Annotated in this window: 16 protein-coding genes and 1 pseudogene; 7 read left to right on the forward strand and 10 right to left on the reverse strand. The window is 68.1% G+C overall.

Annotated elements, in window-relative coordinates:
* Positions 1-50 precede the first annotated feature (50 nt).
* A complete protein-coding gene (locus K3U94_RS19080) occupies positions 51-1,466 on the reverse strand; it encodes a recombinase family protein (protein ID WP_131721474.1) in 1,416 nt (471 codons plus the stop codon).
* Positions 1,467-1,489: 23 nt separating this feature from the next.
* On the opposite strand from K3U94_RS19080, the pseudogene K3U94_RS19085 reads away from it, so the two are divergent.
* A pseudogene (locus K3U94_RS19085) lies at positions 1,490-1,789 on the forward strand (PaaI family thioesterase); the annotation flags it as partial.
* A gap of 35 nt (positions 1,790-1,824) precedes the next feature.
* Here K3U94_RS19085 and K3U94_RS19090 read toward each other — a convergent pair.
* Complete coding sequence (locus K3U94_RS19090) at positions 1,825-3,477, reverse strand: carboxylesterase/lipase family protein (RefSeq protein ID WP_047318346.1); 1,653 nt, start codon at positions 3,475-3,477, stop codon at positions 1,825-1,827.
* A gap of 113 nt (positions 3,478-3,590) precedes the next feature.
* Here K3U94_RS19090 and K3U94_RS19095 point away from each other — a divergent pair, with 113 nt between their 5' ends.
* Positions 3,591-4,844 carry a cytochrome P450 gene (locus K3U94_RS19095; protein ID WP_047318345.1) on the forward strand — a complete coding sequence of 418 codons (1,254 nt, stop codon included), beginning with the start codon at positions 3,591-3,593 and terminating at the stop codon, positions 4,842-4,844.
* Here K3U94_RS19095 and mftG read toward each other — a convergent pair.
* From mftG to mftA, 7 genes are all read right to left on the reverse strand, one after another.
* Entirely contained in the window at positions 4,826-6,274 is a 1,449-nt protein-coding gene (mftG, locus tag K3U94_RS19100; RefSeq protein WP_047318344.1) for a mycofactocin dehydrogenase MftG, read from the reverse strand. The genes K3U94_RS19095 and mftG overlap by 19 nt on opposite strands.
* A 6-nt stretch (positions 6,275-6,280) precedes the next feature.
* A complete protein-coding gene (mftF, locus tag K3U94_RS19105; protein WP_047318343.1) occupies positions 6,281-7,693 on the reverse strand; it encodes a mycofactocin biosynthesis glycosyltransferase MftF in 1,413 nt (470 codons plus the stop codon).
* Complete coding sequence (gene mftE, locus K3U94_RS19110; RefSeq protein ID WP_047318342.1) at positions 7,690-8,436, reverse strand: mycofactocin biosynthesis peptidyl-dipeptidase MftE; 747 nt, start codon at positions 8,434-8,436, stop codon at positions 7,690-7,692. Before mftE ends, mftF begins: the two co-directional genes overlap by 4 nt.
* A gap of 195 nt (positions 8,437-8,631) precedes the next feature.
* On the reverse strand, positions 8,632-9,822 hold the full coding sequence (gene mftD, locus K3U94_RS19115) for a pre-mycofactocin synthase MftD (protein WP_047318341.1): 1,191 nt from the start codon (positions 9,820-9,822) through the stop codon (positions 8,632-8,634).
* Positions 9,823-9,824: 2 nt separating this feature from the next.
* On the reverse strand, positions 9,825-11,006 hold the full coding sequence (gene mftC, locus K3U94_RS19120; RefSeq protein ID WP_047318340.1) for a mycofactocin radical SAM maturase: 1,182 nt from the start codon (positions 11,004-11,006) through the stop codon (positions 9,825-9,827).
* Complete coding sequence (gene mftB, locus K3U94_RS19125; protein WP_047318339.1) at positions 11,003-11,308, reverse strand: mycofactocin biosynthesis chaperone MftB; 306 nt, start codon at positions 11,306-11,308, stop codon at positions 11,003-11,005. Before mftB ends, mftC begins: the two co-directional genes overlap by 4 nt.
* 2 nt (positions 11,309-11,310) lie before the next feature.
* Positions 11,311-11,403, reverse strand: coding sequence for a mycofactocin precursor MftA (gene mftA / locus K3U94_RS19130; RefSeq protein WP_082104109.1), 93 nt, complete (start codon positions 11,401-11,403; stop codon positions 11,311-11,313).
* A gap of 105 nt (positions 11,404-11,508) precedes the next feature.
* On the opposite strand from mftA, the gene mftR reads away from it, so the two are divergent.
* Both mftR and K3U94_RS19140 read left to right on the forward strand, forming a co-directional pair.
* Entirely contained in the window at positions 11,509-12,105 is a 597-nt protein-coding gene (mftR, locus tag K3U94_RS19135) for a mycofactocin system transcriptional regulator MftR (protein WP_047318338.1), read from the forward strand.
* Positions 12,106-12,277: 172 nt separating this feature from the next.
* A complete protein-coding gene (locus K3U94_RS19140) occupies positions 12,278-13,165 on the forward strand; it encodes a type IV toxin-antitoxin system AbiEi family antitoxin (RefSeq protein WP_220694702.1) in 888 nt (295 codons plus the stop codon).
* Positions 13,166-13,240: 75 nt separating this feature from the next.
* Here K3U94_RS19140 and K3U94_RS19145 read toward each other — a convergent pair whose 3' ends face one another.
* Complete coding sequence (locus K3U94_RS19145; RefSeq protein WP_220694703.1) at positions 13,241-14,293, reverse strand: TIGR03857 family LLM class F420-dependent oxidoreductase; 1,053 nt, start codon at positions 14,291-14,293, stop codon at positions 13,241-13,243.
* Positions 14,294-14,379: 86 nt separating this feature from the next.
* On the opposite strand from K3U94_RS19145, the gene K3U94_RS19150 reads away from it, so the two are divergent.
* Genes K3U94_RS19150 through mig form a run of 3 tightly spaced genes read left to right on the forward strand, consistent with a single transcriptional unit; the run spans position 14,380 to position 17,623 of the window.
* On the forward strand, positions 14,380-15,372 hold the full coding sequence (locus K3U94_RS19150) for an aromatic ring-hydroxylating oxygenase subunit alpha (RefSeq protein WP_220694704.1): 993 nt from the start codon (positions 14,380-14,382) through the stop codon (positions 15,370-15,372).
* Entirely contained in the window at positions 15,369-15,986 is a 618-nt protein-coding gene (locus K3U94_RS19155; RefSeq protein WP_220694705.1) for a cysteine hydrolase family protein, read from the forward strand. The genes K3U94_RS19150 and K3U94_RS19155 overlap by 4 nt, the downstream gene beginning before the upstream one ends.
* The gene (mig, locus tag K3U94_RS19160; protein ID WP_047318333.1) at positions 15,974-17,623 is read left to right on the forward strand and encodes a medium-chain acyl-CoA ligase Mig; all 1,650 of its coding nucleotides are present in this window, start codon (positions 15,974-15,976) and stop codon (positions 17,621-17,623) included. Before K3U94_RS19155 ends, mig begins: the two co-directional genes overlap by 13 nt.
* Positions 17,624-17,629: the final 6 nt, after the last annotated feature.

Consider the following 17,629-nt stretch of genomic DNA (forward strand, 5'->3'; position numbering starts at 1 on the left):
GTAGACCACCGGTATTCGATAGCCGGGGCGGCTGACCAGCGCAAACCTCTTCAGCGCCAGTTGATCTCAACGAAGTCAGGATCGAAGTTCCTCACGCCCTTGCGGACTGGGTTCACGACCACCTCGAACAGGGAGTTGACGATTTTTCCTCTGAGGTCGGGCGATGCGGCCAGCCAGCGCTCGACCAGCTTGTCGGTGTCCAACGCGGCCGGGTCATCTTCCCCGGCCAACAGCGCGAGCGCCGGAGGGCTCGCTACAGCATCGGCCAGGCGGCGGTCGATCGCGTCAATCTCGGCGGTGAGCACGGCAGACTCGCGTTCCACTGCGGCCATGTCGAGCACCCCTGTTCGGAGCAACGTGGCCAGCTGATCCTTAGTCGTAGCCTTGGCTTCCCGCTCAGCTCGCAAACCGTCGAAATCAACACCGTCTTGGCCTCGACGAAGGTCCGCACCTAAACCGTGGCGCTCCAGATAACCGAGCACCACTCTCTCGACATAACCATCCAGTGCCGCCTGATTGCGGCCCACATGCGCACCAGGGCGGCGACAAACGTATGCCGCTGGCCGGTCCCGACCGTGCGGGCGGGCGACGTACAACGGCCCCTTGCACAGGCCACACCGGGCAATACCGGACAACATGTGCCTGCGCTCGAACGCCACCGCGTTGCGCCGTTCCGGGTCACGCAAGAAGGCCCAAAGTCCTCGCCAGATACCTTCGTCGATGATCGGCTCCCATGCGCCCTGCCCGATGATCTCGCCACGGTGGACCCGCAGCGCAGCGAGTCGCGCGTTGGTCAGGACCCGACGGACATGAAGGTTCGTCCACTGCGCACCACGCACCGTCGTCACCCCTGACGCGTTCCACTCGCGGGCAACGGCATGCAGCGACTTGCCCGCAAGGACGTCCGTCGCCGCATGGCGCAGCATTGTGGCTTCCGGCTCCAGGGGTACACCGGTCTTGTCGTAGCCGAAGGGCCGCGATCCGGTCGAACACCACCGTCCGGCCAGAGCATGCTCCTTGTTGGCCAACTTGCGCCGTTCGGCATGGTGCTCCGACTCCTGCCGCGCCACCGACCCGAGAATGCGTCCGATCATCCGCCCGGCCGAGGTGGAGAGGTCCAAGTCGCCAGAACTGACTGTCTGAATCTGGATACCACCGCCCTCCGCCACATCGATGATGCGCTCCAGATCCTTCATCGAGCGGTACAACCGGTCGATGTGCCAAACGATCAACACCGAGAAATCGCCCGCCGCCATGGCGTCGAGCAGCTTCTCGAAATCAGGTCGCGCACGCCCCGAGTACGCACTGACGTCGTTGTCGCGGTAGGTGGCAACAAGTTCGTGCCCTCCGGAATCCGCAAGCTCACGGCACTCCTTGAGCTGTCGATCAGCGCCGACCTGCTCACCGGTCAGATCTCGGGAGATCCTCGTGTAAATGGCACACCGCATGGCTACCAGCGTATCCACTACGTGCCCAAAGATCGAAACTCTTTGTCTACAACCACTTGCACACTGTGCACGCGATCGCGTCCTGCAACGCGGCCGAGGTCGCGATGGGGATGTTGATGGAGGCCACCGTGCCGCGCAGCCACCGCTGGATCCCCAAGGCGATGAACGTGGCCTACCTGGCCAAGGCGACGACGTCGCTGCGGGCGACCGCCCGGCTGGACCCACCGGCCTTCAGCGCCATCACTGAAGGCACCGAGGTGGTGGTGCCGGTGAGCATCACCGACAAGGCGGGTGTCGAGGTGGTGCACGCCGACATCACCACCTGGGTGACGCCGGCCTGAACCTCACGCCTCCCCAATTCTCGCCGAGCCGCGGGTCAGCCGCGCACGGTCGCCCAGAAGTCGCACTGGTGCTCGGCGGCGTAGTCGCTGATCATCCGGCTGCCGTCGGTCCGCAGTGACATCCACCGCCGGTCCGGCCCGGTCCCGATCGCTGGCCAGTCAGGTTGGTCGACGGCGATCGGCGCACCGGTCACCACGAACCCGGTCCAGTACTCGACCATCTGATCGGACAACCGGCGCTGGGCGGGGTTCAGTGGCGGGGCGCCGCCGATGTCGAAGAGATAGCGCATCTCGAGTGAATGGGTGGCTCCGATCGGGAACGGCACCTGGTCGTACAACTCCGGGGCCGGGGCGTGCGGGTCGTCGAATTCGTAGCCGTAGACGGGCGCGCCGCCGGCCAGGCCGCGGGCCATCCGGTCGGCCAGGCAGGCGAAGATGTCGTCGGTCGCTGCGGCCGCATAGGCCAGCGAGATGTTGCCGTCGAACCGGGCCGGCGGATAGTGCTCGGCCACCGCGGCGGCGGAGTCGCGGCCGAACGTGTCGCCCAGTTCGTCGGGGTATTCCGCGGCGGTGATCTCCTGGCCGACGCGCAGATACCGCAGCGCGACGAACATGGTGAACTCGTCACGGTTGACGCCGAGCAACACCGGCTTGCCCGCCGGGCCGCCCTCACCCGGGGACTCCCGGAACACCCGCACCGGATCCTTGGGTAGCAGCTCGGTTCCTACCACCGGTCCACTGAGGTGATCCGTGCCGAACCGCGAGTACCACAGCGGTTTGGTCAGCCGATCGGGTGGCAATGCCCGCAGGCACGACGCGATCTCCTCGTCGGGATCCTGCTGGGCCGTACCCCGCTCGCCGCACCCCAGGGACCGGGTGTATTCGCGGCTGATCCGCTGCGCCTCGGGCACCTCGACCTGGGCCTGGCACGGCCCGCTCTGGATGATCGCGGCCCGGAACAGCCCAGCCGAGCCCGCGGCGGCCAGGTGGTCGCAGACCGACATCCCGCCGGCGGACTCCCCGGCGATCGTCACCTTGTCCGGGTCGCCGCCGAACTCGTCGATATTGTCGCGAACCCAACGCAGCGCCGCCTGCTGGTCGGCCAGCCCGTAATTGCCGGGCTCCCCCAGCGCGGGATCAGCCAGGAATCCAAGCGCACCGAGCCGGTAGTTGATGGTGACGACGACGACACGTCCGCGGACGGCAAGCCGTTGCGCGTGGTAGATGTCGCCGGCCCCCCGCATGAAACTGCCGCCGTGGATCCACACCATGACCGGCAGCGGCTCGGCGGCCGAGCCGGTCGGCGTCCACACGTTGAGCGTCAGGCAGTCTTCGCTGATCGGATCCATGTCGGCGGCATCCGGCTGAATGCACCACGGCCCGCGCCTGACCGCGTCACGCACACCCGGCCACGCCGGCATCGGCGCCGGCGACTGCCACCGCAGCGGCCCGACCGGCGGCGCGGCGTACGGGATCCCTTGGAACAGGCGGTGATCCGGGCCGACTGTTCCCCTCACCAGGCCGGAGCCGGTCCGCACCACGTCGGCGTTGAGCGCGACCGCGCGGGCACCCACGCTCGGGTGGGACGCCGCCCCGTCGGAGCGGGCGCACCCGACCGCCACCACCGCGGTCAGCGCCAGTACGACAGCGCCGACCCGCAGGCCCCGGCGGCACGATCCGATCGACATGACCGAAGAGCCTAATCGCGGAGGATCAACGCAAAGTGCCGCCACGACGGCCGGCTATCCGCGACACTGGTTTCAAACCTGACACGTGTCAAAAATGTGGGCGAGGAGCAGGCATGAGCACACCGATAATCGACCAGGCCGCCCGGGTGTTCGTCGACCCCAGCGCCTATGCCGACGAGCCTCGGTTGCACGCGGCGCTGACCCACCTCCGCGCACACGCACCGGTGTCCCTGGTCGACCATCGGCCCTACCGCCCGTTCTGGGCCATCACCCGGCACGCCGACATCATGGAGATCGAACGCGACAACCAGCTGTGGATCAACGCGCCGCGCCCAGTGCTGGCACCCGCCGACGCCGACGACCTGCAGCGCTCCCTACTGGAGTCCGGGATGGGGCTGCGCACGCTCATCCACATGGACGATCCGCAGCACCACAAGATGCGCACAATCGTCTCAGATTGGTTCCGCCCCAAGGCGATGCGGATGCTCAAGACCCGCATCGACGAGCTCGCCCTGCAATACGTCGAGAAGATGGTGCAGCTCGGCCCGGAGTGCGACTTCGTCCAGGAGGTCGCGGTCAACTACCCACTGTTCGTCATTTTGTCGCTGCTGGGCCTACCGGAATCGGATTTCGGCCGGATGCTGCGGCTGACCCAGGAACTGTTCGGCGGCGACGACGAGGAGTACCGCCGCGGCTTGACTCCCGAGGAGCAGCTGCCGGTGCTGCTCGACTTCTTCTCCTACTTCGGGGCGCTGACCGCGGCGCGGCGAGCACAACCCACCGAGGACCTGGCCTCCACGATCGCCAACGCGACCATCGACGGCGCACCGCTGTCGGATGTGGACACCGCTTCCTACTACGTCATCATCGCCACCGCCGGCCACGACACCACCAGCGCAGCGATCAGTGGCGGCCTGCGCGCGCTGATCGAACACCCCGATCAGCGGGAGCGGCTCCGCGGCGACCTGCGCCTGATGCCGACCGCCGTCGAAGAGATCATCCGCTGGGTGACGCCGGTCAAGGAGTTCATGCGCACCGCCACCGCCGACACCGAGGTGCGCGGGGTCCCGATCGCCGCGGGCGAATCGGTCTATCTGTCCTACGTTTCGGCCAACCGCGACGAGGACGTGTTCGACGACCCGTTCGCCTTCGACGTCGGGCGCGACCCGAACAAGCATCTGGCGTTCGGACATGGCGTGCACTTCTGTGTGGGATCCGCCTTGGCGCGCATGGAGATCAGCAGTTTCTTCAGCGCCTTGTTGCCGCGGCTGGAAGCCATCGAACTGGCCGGAGAGCCGCAGCTGGTGTCGACGACGTTCGTCGGCGGCCTCAAGCACCTGCCGATCCGCTACCGGCTGAGGCCCTGACCGCAGAGCAGTGTCGCGGTTCGGTGCGCCAGCATCGCGATCGTCGCGTGCGGGCCACGACTGGTGATCCGCGGCAGCGCCGAGCCGTCGATCACCCACAGCCCGTCGATGCCGCGCACCCGGCACTGCGCGTCGAGCACCGCAGCCTGGTCGTCGTCAGCGCCGATGGGCGCGCTACCGCAGAGGTGCTGCGAGGTCGACCAACGCGGCTCTGCACCAATGTCTTTCACGCCCACAATCTGCTCGACCAGGTCCACTCCGCGGCGCAACGCCACCAGGTCTTCCGGCTCGGTGTCGTAGCGGTGTTCGATCCGCGGCGGCACCTGCGGGTCCGCCGAGACCAGACTTATCCGGCCGCGGGCCCGCGGCGTCATCAGCGCCACCCCGATCTGCGGTGGATCGGGCGCCGTCGCTTCGCCGACCATCGTGGCGAAACCCGTGCTGTATGGCCGGATTTCCAAGTCGTCATGGTGCAGCACCGTCTCCAGCACGGGGCGCCCCGGCGTGCCCGGCCATTCCGCTGCCACCAGCCACTCCGGGTGGTCCGCACAGTGCGCACCGACCGGTAGCGCAGCCCGTACCGGGATACCGGCATCGCGCAGCATTGCCTCCTCACCGACACCGGACAGCATCAACAGATGCGATGATCCGATCGCACCGGCGCACAACATGATTCGATCCGCTGTCAGCGTGATCGGGCCTTCCCGCCCGATCGCGTCCACTGCCACGGCCCGATCGGCTTCGATGGCGACGCGGACCGCCCGGGTCTGGGTGAGCACCGTCAGGTTGTCCCGCGACAGCGCGGGCCGCAGGTATGCCGCGCCCGGGCCGGTACGCACGCCGTCGGCAGTGACGTTGAGCGGAACGGCGCCGGCGCCGGAAACCGTCGTCATCGACGCGTCGTTGAGATCGTCGATCCAGCCGAACCCCGCCCGCTGCACGGCTTCATTGAATCGCTTTGAGCCATCGCTCATTTCATGGACGCGCCGGACGGGTATCGGGCCGGAGTCGCCGTGCTGAGGGCCGTGGAAGTCAAGATCGGTCTCAACCGCGCGAAAAGACTCCAGCACTTGCGGCCACGACCAACCCGCCGGGTAGCCGGCGAAGTCGGCTGGGAGACCTCGGCAGAAATACCCCCCGTTGACCGCGCCGGAGCCGCCGAAAGTCGCGCCCCGGACGATCGTCAGCGCCTTGTCAGAGCCGCTGATGAGCTCGGCGCGGTAGCGGTGCACCAGCCGGCTGGCCGCGCCGATCGGCAACTGCGTCGCGTTGGCGGTCTGCGCTTCCACGATCGGATCTTCCAGCCCGGGACCAGTTTCCACCACCGTCACCGTGCATGCCGGATCCGCCGAGAGCAGGGCTGCCACAATGGATCCCGCGCTTCCAGCGCCCACCACCAGGACATCGCTGTGTATTACCGGAACGGTCAAGGCGGCCTAGCTGCGGATCTGCGGCTTGAGTGCAGCGAGGTTGCGTTCCCGCACCACGCCGCTCCACAGGCCGGCGCCGTATGCCAGATCGTCGACCCGCTTCAGCAGCAGGTAGGCCGGCAGCCCCAGTGGGCGGGAATCGTCCTCACTGCGCGCGTGCCGTAGCCAATCCACCACCCCGTCGGCGACCGCCGCCAGCAGCAGTGCCCGGCGGCATCGCTGTGAAACCAAGGCGGCCAGCAGTGCGACGGGCCAGTAGTGCCGGCACAGGGCCGAGGCGATCTGCAGCCCGGCGCTCGCCAGTCCACGCAACGTCACCATCAGTACGTCTGCCGGCGCGGTGTCTGGGCCCCGCATGGACTTGGCAATCCGGCACCCGGTCAGCGCGGCGATCGCCAACGAGACCAGATAGCCCAGCGCCGAGCCGAGCGCCATCAGCGCCCAACCGGCCAGCGCCCAGCCCGAGATCACCATGGGCGCGGTCTTGTCCGGGTGGCGGGCCGACAGCGGTGCCGCCGATCCACCGTAAAAGGCCTTGCGCGCCACCCAATCCCGTAGCTCCACCCGGTGGTCGTGGGCGACCTGCGCAATCGGCTCGTAGCGCAGCCTGCTGCCCGCGTCCACCAACCGCCAGCACAGGTCGACGTCTTCGCCGGAACGCAGCGCCTCGTCGAAGCCGCCGAGCTCCCGTAGCGTCGTGGAGCGGCAGATGATCGCCGCGCTGGGGACGTAGGCAACCTTGCTGTAGGGAACCACCGGCGCCTCGCAGCCGCCCAGGTCCAGCGACGAACGGATCGCCTCGTATCGCGCGATGAGGTGTCCGCTGTCGGCCATACTGACGATCCGAGGGGCTACCAGTGCCACGGCCGGGTCGCAGAAGTGCCCCAGCAGTGCCTCCAGCCAGCCCCGGCGCGGCACCACGTCGGAATCCAGGAAGGCCACGAAGTCCGTCGTGCAGGCCGCCAACCCGGTGTTGCGCGCGGCCGCCGGCCCCCGACTCTCCGGATGGCGCAGCACCTGTACCTCGCAGCAGTGCGCTGCGGTCAGATCCTCCTGGCGGATCGGGACCTGTGACCCGTCATCCACCACCACCACACGCAGACCGCGCAGCGCCGCTATCAACCGTTGCAGTCCGATGATATTGTCGCGCACCGGAATAACCACCGTCACGTCCCGATACGATGGCCCGCCGGCCGGGCGCGGGTGGGCCACGGTGGCGTCGAGCAGGGTGCGGGCCAGTTGTGCGCTGACGGCGTCGCGTACTTCCAGGCGGCCGTCCGACAACATTCCCTGGGCGGCCGGCGCCAGCCGCAGCAGCCGGGTCGGCGAACCGCCCAACAGGGTGGATCCGCGTCCCAGAACCCGCACCTTCCGGTCGACCTGCACGGCGAAGCCGTCCGGCAACCGGGCCGCGGTCATCGCAGCATCCCGTCCGGCCCGGGCGCCCAGGCGTCAAGGGCCGTCAGGCCGGCGTCGGCCATCTCGCCGAAGAGCCGCTGCCCTTCGCCGGCGGTGGCGGTGGTCGGGTCGCCGAGCACCCCGACGGCGCTCACGGCGGCGACACCGCCGGCGCGCATCGCGGGCAGCAACTGCGCCAACGGAGCGCTGTTACCCGGCCGCGCCCGGTCGAATCTCACACTGTCGGGCGAAAGATGAAGCAGCAGAGACGTTTCGGTGTGCCCCGCGTGGGCATCAGCACCCGGGGCGGCACACGGTAGCCAGGCGACGTCGCGGCCTTCGAACCGCAGCCGGCCTACCGCCTCGACCACCGCGGGCACATTGCCGCCGTGGCCGTTGACGAAGACCACGCGCTGCGCCCAGCAACAGGCGGAACGGCCGTACTCCAGCAACAGCTGGATCAGCACCTCGGTGCCGATCGAGATGGTTCCGGCAAAGCTCTGATGCTCGCCGCTGGCGCCGTAGGCAATGGCCGGCGCGACCGCCCAGCCGTGTCCCGTCCCGGCTCCCGCCAACCGCTGCGCCAGCTCCTGGGCGAGTGCTTGCGCGACCCGGGTATCGGTGTCCAGCGGTAGGTGCGGACCGTGCTGCTCGGTCGACCCGACCGGGACCAGAAGCCCCATCCCCCGCCCCGGCAGCCGGCTCTGTAGTTGGTTCTGCAGCTCGTTCGAGGTCGAACTACCGAGCTCGCCGCCAACCGCCATCGGACGATGGTAAGCGAATTCACCTGTCGTACACCAGTTGTTGACGAGGACGGCCGCGGTAAATTTTTCGCTCCGGGGCCCGAAACGGTCCCGTGTGATCACGTCCGTCTCGTCCGCCACGGGCGTATCAGGACCGGCCCGGATTTCCCAGGTGGGCACGCCGGTCGGACGAGCGGCGTGGCCGCCGCCATCCGGCTAGACGTCGGCGGTGGGCACCCCGAGCGCCCGGGCGAATCCACCCGGAATCAGAATGTCGTCCGCCGACAGATCGTGCACCGAGGCCCGGCCGAGGCCCATCAGGGCCGAGTCGATGCCGCCCCGAAGGATGTCCAGGACGTTCTCCACCCCGGACTGTCCGGCGGCGCCCAGACCCCACAGGTAGGCGCGTCCGATCATCACCGCGCGCGCCCCCAGCGCCACCGCCTTGACGACGTCGCTGCCGCGCCGGATACCACCGTCCAGCAACACCTCGATCTGGCCGCCCACCGCCTCGGCGATGGCCGGGAGAGCCCGGATCGCCGCAGGGGTGCCGTCCAGGTTGTTGCCGCCGTGATTGGAGACTGAGATCGCCGAAACACCGGCATCCACAGCCCGTTTCGCGTCGTCCACCCGCATCACGCCCTTGAGCATGAACGGCCCACCCCACAACTCGCGCAGCCAGGCGATGTCTTCCCAGGTGGGCGGCAGGGTGCCCATCCATTCCCCGTAGGCTTGGAAGAACGGCGGCCCGGGTTCGCCGCGACCGGCCTGGTTGGGCACCCGCAGGCTCGGCGGGCGCATGGTCTTGGCCCACCGCAGGAACCATCCCGGCCTGGTGAGAGCCTCCGGCATCATCTTGACCATGGTCTTGAGGTCCATCTTCTCCGGGATGGTGGGGCTGCCCCAGTCCCGCCCATGCGAGAAGCTCCAGTCGGTGGTCGCGATCATCCCGACCGCTCCGGCTGCCCGGGCGCGCTCCACCCGCTCGGCGATGGCGTCGCGTCCCCCCAGCCAGTAGATCTGAAAGAAGGTCTTGGGGTTGGCTGCGATCACCTCTTCCATCGGTTTGCTGGCAAACGACGAGAGACCCATCGCAGTACCGCGCGCGGCCGCCGCCCGTGCGACGGCTACCTCGCCATCCGGGTCGACTGCCTGCACACCGGTCGGCGATATCAGCACCGGCATCGAGATCTCTTGCCCCATAACGGTTGTGGACAGCTCACGGCTGGCCGGCGCACCCACCACGTGCGGGGCGAATCCCAGTTCGCTGAACGCCGCGACGTTGTCGCTGACCGTCAGGCCCTTTTCGCTGGCCGAGATCAGCGCGGAGTACGCCGACTTCGGGAGCCGCTTCTTGGCTCGTTCCTGGGCAATAGCGACGGTTTCGAACCAAACATCACGAGCCATGGTCAGATGGGGCTTTCATTGCAGAGGCGGGCCGGCGGACGCATGGACAGCGTCAACGGCACCACAGTGGTGATCGGCTTGCCGCGGGAATGGTCCGCGGCCGGACGGGGCTTGGTGCGATCGGCGGCCAACGCGGGAGCGCCGTAGCCCTGGACGCATTCCGGGTCGGGGCCATCGAGCGGCAGGCCGGTGAAGAACTTGGCGGCCATGCAGCCGCCGCGGCAGCTGTCGTAGTGGTTGCAGCTTCCGCAGGCCCCTGCGGACTGCGGCTCCCGCAGTTCCCGGAACAGCGGGGCGTTCTTCCAGACGTTGTCGAAACCACCGTCGGACAACACGTTTCCGGCGAGGAAACGGTCGTGGATGGCGAACGGGCAGGCGTAGACATCGCCGACCGGGTCGATGAGGCACACCACCCGACCGGCGCCGCACATGTTCAGTCCGGCCAGCGCACCGGGTGCGCCCAGACCGGACAGGTGGAAGAAGGAGTCACCGGTGAGCACCCGTTCCCCGTTGGCCACCAGCCAGTCATAGAGCTGGACCTGCTGGTCGGCGGTCGGGTGCAGGTCGTCCCACACGTCGGCGCCCCGCCCCGATGGCCGCAGCCGGGTGATGCGCAGCGTGGCCCCGTACCGGCTGGCCAGGGCGGCGAAGTCGTCGAGCTGATCGATGTTGTGGCGAGTCGCCACCACCGAGATCTTGGCGTCGGAGAATCCGGCCGCGGCCAGGTTCTCCAGTGCCCGGATCGCCATGTCGAACGAGCCGGGACCGCGGATCGGGTCGTTGACCTCGGCGGTGGCGCCATCCAGGGAGATCTGGACGTCGACGTAGTCGCTGGCCGCCAGCTTGGCCGCCACCTCGGCGGTGATCCGCAGGCCGTTGGTGGAGAACTTCACCCCGACGTGGTGCTCGGTGGCGTAGTCCACCAGCTCCCAAAAGTCCGACCGCACAGTGGGTTCCCCGCCACCGATGTTGACGTAGAACACCTGCATGCGTTCGAGCTCGTCGATGATGTCCTTGCATTGCTGCGTGGACAGCTCGCGGGGGTCGCGCTTACCCGACGAGGACAGGCAGTGCACGCACGCCAGGTTGCAGGCGTAGGTCAGCTCCCACGTCAGGCAGATCGGCGCGTCAAGCCCGTGCTCGAATTGTTCGATCAGCCGGGGCACCGGTGCCACGGATGTCATTGGCCCTCCCTGGGCATCAGCATCTTCGAATCCGCCAGCACGCGCAGCGCATGCAGGTACGGACCCTGGTCGGCGTCGTCGACTCCGGCTGCGCGGCAGGCGGATCGGACATCGTCGTGGTCTGGAAGAGACCGCACCACCTCGACGATGGTGCGGTTCTTCAGGAACGACAACTTACGGGTGCCGAAGTGGTACAGCAGCGCACCAAACGGCTCCGGACGGAGCGCCACCTGCGGGTGCAGCTCCCAGCCGCGGTCGGGGTCGAACGCAGTTGCCTCCGACGCCACGGCGACCTCCGGCATGGTCAGTAGACGCCGCACATGCCGTCGATGGACACCTCTTCGACCAGGGTCTCGGTGACGATCTCGGCGGTGTCGTTCTGCTGGTTCTGGTCCATGACGCAGGCCTCTCTCACAGTGGGGTTCGACAACGGACTGTCGTGTCGGTCACAATCTCGGACAGAATATGGCATCGGGTGCCGTAAAGGAAGTGGGGCTGTCAGATGGGCGGTACGCCGGAACCGCATCCCCGCGCCGGGCGGCGTCGCTCCACCACCCCGCAGCACATCACCGACGTGGCCATCGACCTGTTCGCCGCCCGCGGATTCGGTGAGGTCAGCGTCGACGATGTGGCGCAGGCCGCCGGCATCGGCCGTCGCACGGTGTTCCGGTACTACGCCTCCAAGAACGCCATCCCGTGGGGTGACTTCGACGCGCACCTGCAACAGCTGCGGGACCTGCTGGACGGTATCGAGCCGGAGGCACCGCTCGGTGATGCGCTGCGGGCGGCACTGTTGGCGTTCAACACCTTCGACGAGAGCGAGACGGCGCGCCACCGCCGGCGGATGCGGGTGATCCTGCAGACCGATGAGCTGCAGGCGTACTCGATGACGATGTACGCCGGCTGGCGCAACGTCATCGCGGAATACGTGGCACGCCGAGCGGGCCTGGACGCTGACGACCCGCGACCACAGACGGTGGCGTGGATGATGCTGGGGGTGGCGCTCAGCGCCTACGAACGCTGGCTGGGCGACGAGTCACTGGCCTTGCCACCGGTTCTCGGCGAGGCGTTCGACGCGATCCGCGGCGGCCTGGACTGACCCGTTTTCGCGCGAGCGTGCGTGTCCCCGGCCCGACACTCCGTGCCGGAGCCGGGTCCACGCACGCTCGCCATCCACAGGGCTGAGGTCGCCGTCGGTTGTCCCCGAGGTAGCCGCCAGTTATCCACAGCCGTGACTGGCGGGGTTGTCGTTCCCGCCGCACGCTGCGGCGATGACCGACGAACTGGACATGCTGCTGGCCGAGCAGGGCGGGGTGGCAACCGCCGGACAGTTTCAGCGCTATCTTGGCCGCGCCGCGTTCGAAACGAGCGTCGCCCGCGGCGACCTCGCCCAGGTGTGGTTCGGCGTGTATTCCCGGAGCGATCCCGATACGACGCTGCGGCTGGCGGGTCTGGATCTGAGAGCCGGTGAACAAGTCGCGGTCTGCCTTGGAACCGCCGCTGCAGCATACGGTTTCGACACCGAGGGGGATCCCGACCTACACGTGCTGAACCCGGTCGGTCGTCAACTGCGTAAATCCGATGGGCTGGTGGTGCACCGCCGCCAGGGAGCGCCCCTGGCGATCGTCGACGGCCGGCTTGCCACCGAAGCCGGCTGGACCGCGGTCGAAGTCGCCCGCAGCCTTCGCCGGCCCCGGGCATTGGCCACCCTTGACGCGGCCCTGCGCAGCGGCACTTGTGATCGTCGCCAGTTGCGCTGCGCTGCGGCCCGCCAGTCCGGTCGACGCGGGATCGTCATTGTGCGGGACCTGATCCCGCTGGCCGACGGTCGGTCGGACTCGGCGATGGAGAGCGAAGCGCGGCTGGGGATGCTCGACGGCGGGCTGCCGCCGCCGGAACTGCAATACGAGATCGTCGACCACAACTTCCAGACCTGGCGGGTGGACTTCGCCTGGCCGGGATTTCGGGTCGCGGTCGAATACGACAGTTACGACTTCCACAGCAGCCCCGAGGCCCTCCGCCGGGAGCGGCGCAAGCGCGCCGCGCTGCAGGATGTCGGATGGGCGGTGTTGTCCATTGTCGACGACGACGTACGACGCCGATCCTGGGATATGGTGCGCCGGATCGAACGGGAGTTATCCCGGTCGCGTGCGGCGTGAGTGTGCGTAAACCCGGGAATTTCGTGGGCGTGTCGGGCGGGGACACGCACCGTCGCGCAAAGGGGCGACCGGGGCTCAACCCACGACGTCGCGGTAGGCGGTGACCACCGGCTCCAGCTCGTCGGGGGTGGCACCGTGCAGGATCACCGCGTCCGCGCCGTAGTCGAACTCCCGGCGAATGCGCTCGGCGCAGCCCCGCGCCGGTCCGGTAGCCGCGGGTTCCAGCCATTCGTCGGGGAGCAAGGTCGCGATGTGCTCGATCTGCTCGGCGGTGGCTTTGTGATCGATACCGCCCGGTATCGACGTCACCACCGGGTCCTCGCGGAAGCGCTGCAGCACCAGCGGATCCCAGTTGTTGGTGCGCACCAGCAGATCGCCATAACCCTGTAGGTAGGTGGCGAGCCGCGCGACGGTCTTCTTCAGCCGCAGCTCCTCGGGCAGGTGATCGCCCACCGTGGCAAGGCAGGACCACACTCGCACGCTCGCCGGGTCGCAGCCGGCGCGTTCCGCGGCGTCCTTCACCGTGCGCACACTGCGCTGCAAGGTCTCCGGGGTGAAGTAGGTGTGCAGGATGACGTCGTCGAACAGCGTCCCACCCAACTCGAGGGTTTTCGGCCCGAATGCCACCAGCGCCAGCCGGATGTCTTCACGGAAGTCCGGGTCCAAGAACAGCACCTGGTAGCGGCCGATCGGCCCGTCGTGGCCCAAGATCACCTCGCCGTGCCACAGGCGCCGCATCACCTGCGCGAAGTCGGCCATCTGCGCGGTGGTGACGTTGGGAATCCCGAACGCGGCATACAGGGCACCCACCCCGCGGCCGATGCCGAGGGTGAACCGCCCGCCGGACAGCCGGTGCATGGTGGTCGCCCACGACGCGGTGATCAACGGGTGGCGGGTGTTGTGATTGGTTGCCGCGGTGGCGATCTGCATCCGGTTGGTGACTGCGCACGCCGCCCCGACCAGTGATGACGCCTCCTTGACGTTCCAGCGTTCGGAGATGAATGCGGTGCCGAAGCCGAGTTCCTCGCCGCGGCGGGCCTCATCCATCAACGCGGCCGGGCCTTCGCCACCGGCGCCGGCCAGCAGGTAGTAGCCCAGCTCGTGGAGGACCCGCTCGGATCGGCCCATGACCACGCTCCCATTCCTCCCTTGGATGTGCCTATCGATGGGTTTACGGTACGGTATTCAGTTGACCGCCCGCGAGAGGACACCCGATGAAGGTTCCGTTCACCTGGAAGGTCACCGGCTGGTTCATGATCGGCTGGTCACCGGAGTTCGTCGCCGGAGCGACCCGCGCCCTGCATTACTTCGGCGAGGACCTGGTCGCCTACCGGGACGCCGACGGTGAGCTGCATGTGATGGAGGCGCACTGCAAGCACATGGGCGCCCACCTGGGCCACGGCGGCACGGTGGTCGAAGACCGCGTCGAGTGCCCATTCCACGGCTGGCAGTGGGGGCCCGACGGCTGCAACAAGTACATCCCCTATCAGCCGGACCGGCCGAACAAGGCGTTGCGCCTTCGGGTCTACCCGGTCCGCGAGCAGCACGGCTGCGTGTTCATCTGGCACCACCCCGACGGCGCCGAACCCCACTGGGAGATGCCCGACATCTTCGGCAAGTTTCCCCAGTTCACCGCCGGCCCGCAGGACTACTACCGGGCCTACCCGGAGTTCTCCCGACGCCTGGAGGGCGAACCGGTTCACCCGCAGATCGTGGCCGAGAACGCCGCTGACAGCGCACATTTCCAGTACGTGCACCACGCGACCGTGACACCCAGGGTCCTCGATTGGAAGATGGTCGACCAGGAATGGCAGTTCGTCGCCGGCTGGCCCGACGAGCACGCCGATGACCCGGAGCAGATGGCGTTGCGTTTCCACAGCCACCTGTTCGGACTCGGCGGGGCGATCAGCATCTTCGAGGGCGTACAGCAGCACCGGCTGATCTTCACCTGCACTCCGGTCGACGACGGCCGCTCGGATCTGTTCTATTCGATCTGGTGGCCGCGGATTCCCGGCGATGATTCCGACGCGCCGCCGGATGACGTACGGGCGCGTGTCGAGAAGCAGTTCCTGACCACTGTCGAAGACGACCTGGGCATCTGGCGCTATCAGCGCTACATCCAGAATCCGGCGCTGTCCAAAGTCGACGCGAAACCTTTTATGACCCTCCGGAAATGGGCGACGCAGTTCTACGACGTTCCGGCATGACCGAAACGCTGGCGGAGCTGGTGGTGCCGGAGCGGACCGCGCTCATCACCCAGGAGCTGCAGGGCGCGGTCGTCGGACCCGACGCCGGGCTGCGGATGCTTGCCGACGAGGCGCGCCGCGTTGCACTGCCGAACATCGGCCGACTGCTCCCGGTGGCGCGGGCGGCCGGTGTTGCGGTGGTGCACTGCCTGGTGCACCGTCGCCCGGACGGATTGGGCTCCAACCACAACGCCCGACTGTTCGCCGCCGGCCGCAGCGCGGTGCGCATCGATCCGGGCAGCCCCGGCGCGACCCTGTTGCCCGAGTTCGGGCCGGAGCCGTCTGACCTGGTGCTGCACCGATATCACGGCCTGGGACCGATGGGCCGAACCGATCTGGATGCGGTGCTGCGCAATCTGGGGGTCTCCACCATTGTCGCCGTGGGAGTCTCGCTGAACGTGGCCATCCCGAACCTGGTCATGGACGCGGTCAACGCCGCATACCGCGTGGTGGTGCCCCGCGACGCGGTGGCCGGTGTGCCGGCCGAGTACGGTGCTGCCATCATCGACAACACCCTGTCCCTGCTGGCGACGATCACCACCACAGAGGAGCTGATGCACACGTGGCACTCCTGACCCAGTTCACCGTGCCGGAGGTCACCGACGCGGTGGCCGCGGCGATTCCCGACCGCGACATGATCGTCCAGGGCGACCGGCGCTACACCTATGCGCAGATCCTCGAGCGGTCCAACCGGCTGGCGTCCTACCTGCACTCCCGCGGGCTGGGATGTCACACGCCGCGGTCGGACCTGTCTGCGCACGAGACCGGCCAGGATCTCCTGGGGATCTACGCCTACAACGGCAATGAGTTCGTCGAAACCCTGCTGGGCAGCTTCCGGGCCCGGGTGGCGCCGTTCAACGTCAACTACCGCTATGTGCGCAAGGAATTGGCATACCTGCTGGCTGATTCCGGCGCCACCGCACTGGTGTACCACGCCGCGTTCGCGCCCACCCTGGCCGAGGTACTCCCCGACCTCCCCCAGCTCAAAGTGCTCATCCAGATCGCCGACGACTCCGGCAACGCCCTGCTCGACGGGGCGGTCGACTACGAGACGGTGCTGGCGGACAGCTCACCGGAACCCCCTCCGGTGCAGCCCTCGCCCGACGACCTGTATGTGCTCTACACCGGCGGCACCACCGGGATGCCCAAGGGTGTGCTCTGGCGTCAGCACGACATCTTCATGGGCTCGTTCGGCGGCCGCAACCTCATGACCGCCGAAGAGGTCAGCTCCATCGACGACATCGTGGGGCCGGTCCGGGAGAACCCGGGCGTCAAGCTGATGATCCTGCCGCCGCTGATCCACGGCGCCGCGCAGTGGGCGGTGATGACCGCGATCAACACCGGCCAAACCCTCGTCTTCCCTTCGGTTGTGGACCATTTCGACGCCGACGACGTGGTACGCGCCATTGAGCGGGAGAAAGTGCTGTCGGTGACCGTGGTCGGCGACGCGATGGCCCGGCCGCTGCTCGACGCGATCCGCAAGGGCACGGCCGATGTGTCGTCGCTGCTGGTGGTGGCCAACGGCGGCGCCCTGCTGACGCCGTACGTCAAGCAGCAGATCGTCGAGACCCTGCCCGGCGCCATGGTGATCGACGGGGTCGGTTCGTCGGAGACCGGCGCCCAGATGCGTCACATGTCGACCTCGGGTGCGGTCTCCACCGGAACCTTCGCCGGTGGACCGGACACCTGTGTGGTGGCCGAGGACCTCGGGACCGTCTTGCAACCCGGGCACGACGGCCTGGGCTGGCTCGGTCAGCGCGGCTATGTCCCCCTGGGCTACAAGGGCGATGCCGCCAAGACCGCGGCGACGTTCCCGGTGATCGGTGAGACGCGCTTCGCGGTTCCCGGCGACCGAGCGCGGCACCTGGAAGACGGATCGATCGAGCTGCTCGGCCGGGATTCGGTGACGATCAACTCCGGCGGGGAGAAGATCTTCGCCGAAGAGGTCGAGACGGCCCTCGCGTCACATCCGGGCGTCATCGACGTGGTGGTCGCGGGCCGGCCCAGTGAACGCTGGGGCCAGGAGGTGGTGGCCGTGGTGGCCCTCGCCGAGGGTGCTGCCGTCACGGCCGCCGAGCTCATCGAGCATGCAGGCGGGTCACTGGCACGCTACAAGCTGCCCAAGGCAGTGGTGTTTCGGTCGACGATCGTGCGCAGTCCGGCCGGCAAGGCCGACTACCGGTGGGCGCGCGAGCAGGCCCAGCAGGGCTGACGCCGG

This window comes from Mycolicibacter heraklionensis, from assembly GCF_019645815.1.
GTDB classification, from domain to species: Bacteria; Actinomycetota; Actinomycetes; order Mycobacteriales; family Mycobacteriaceae; genus Mycobacterium; species Mycobacterium heraklionense.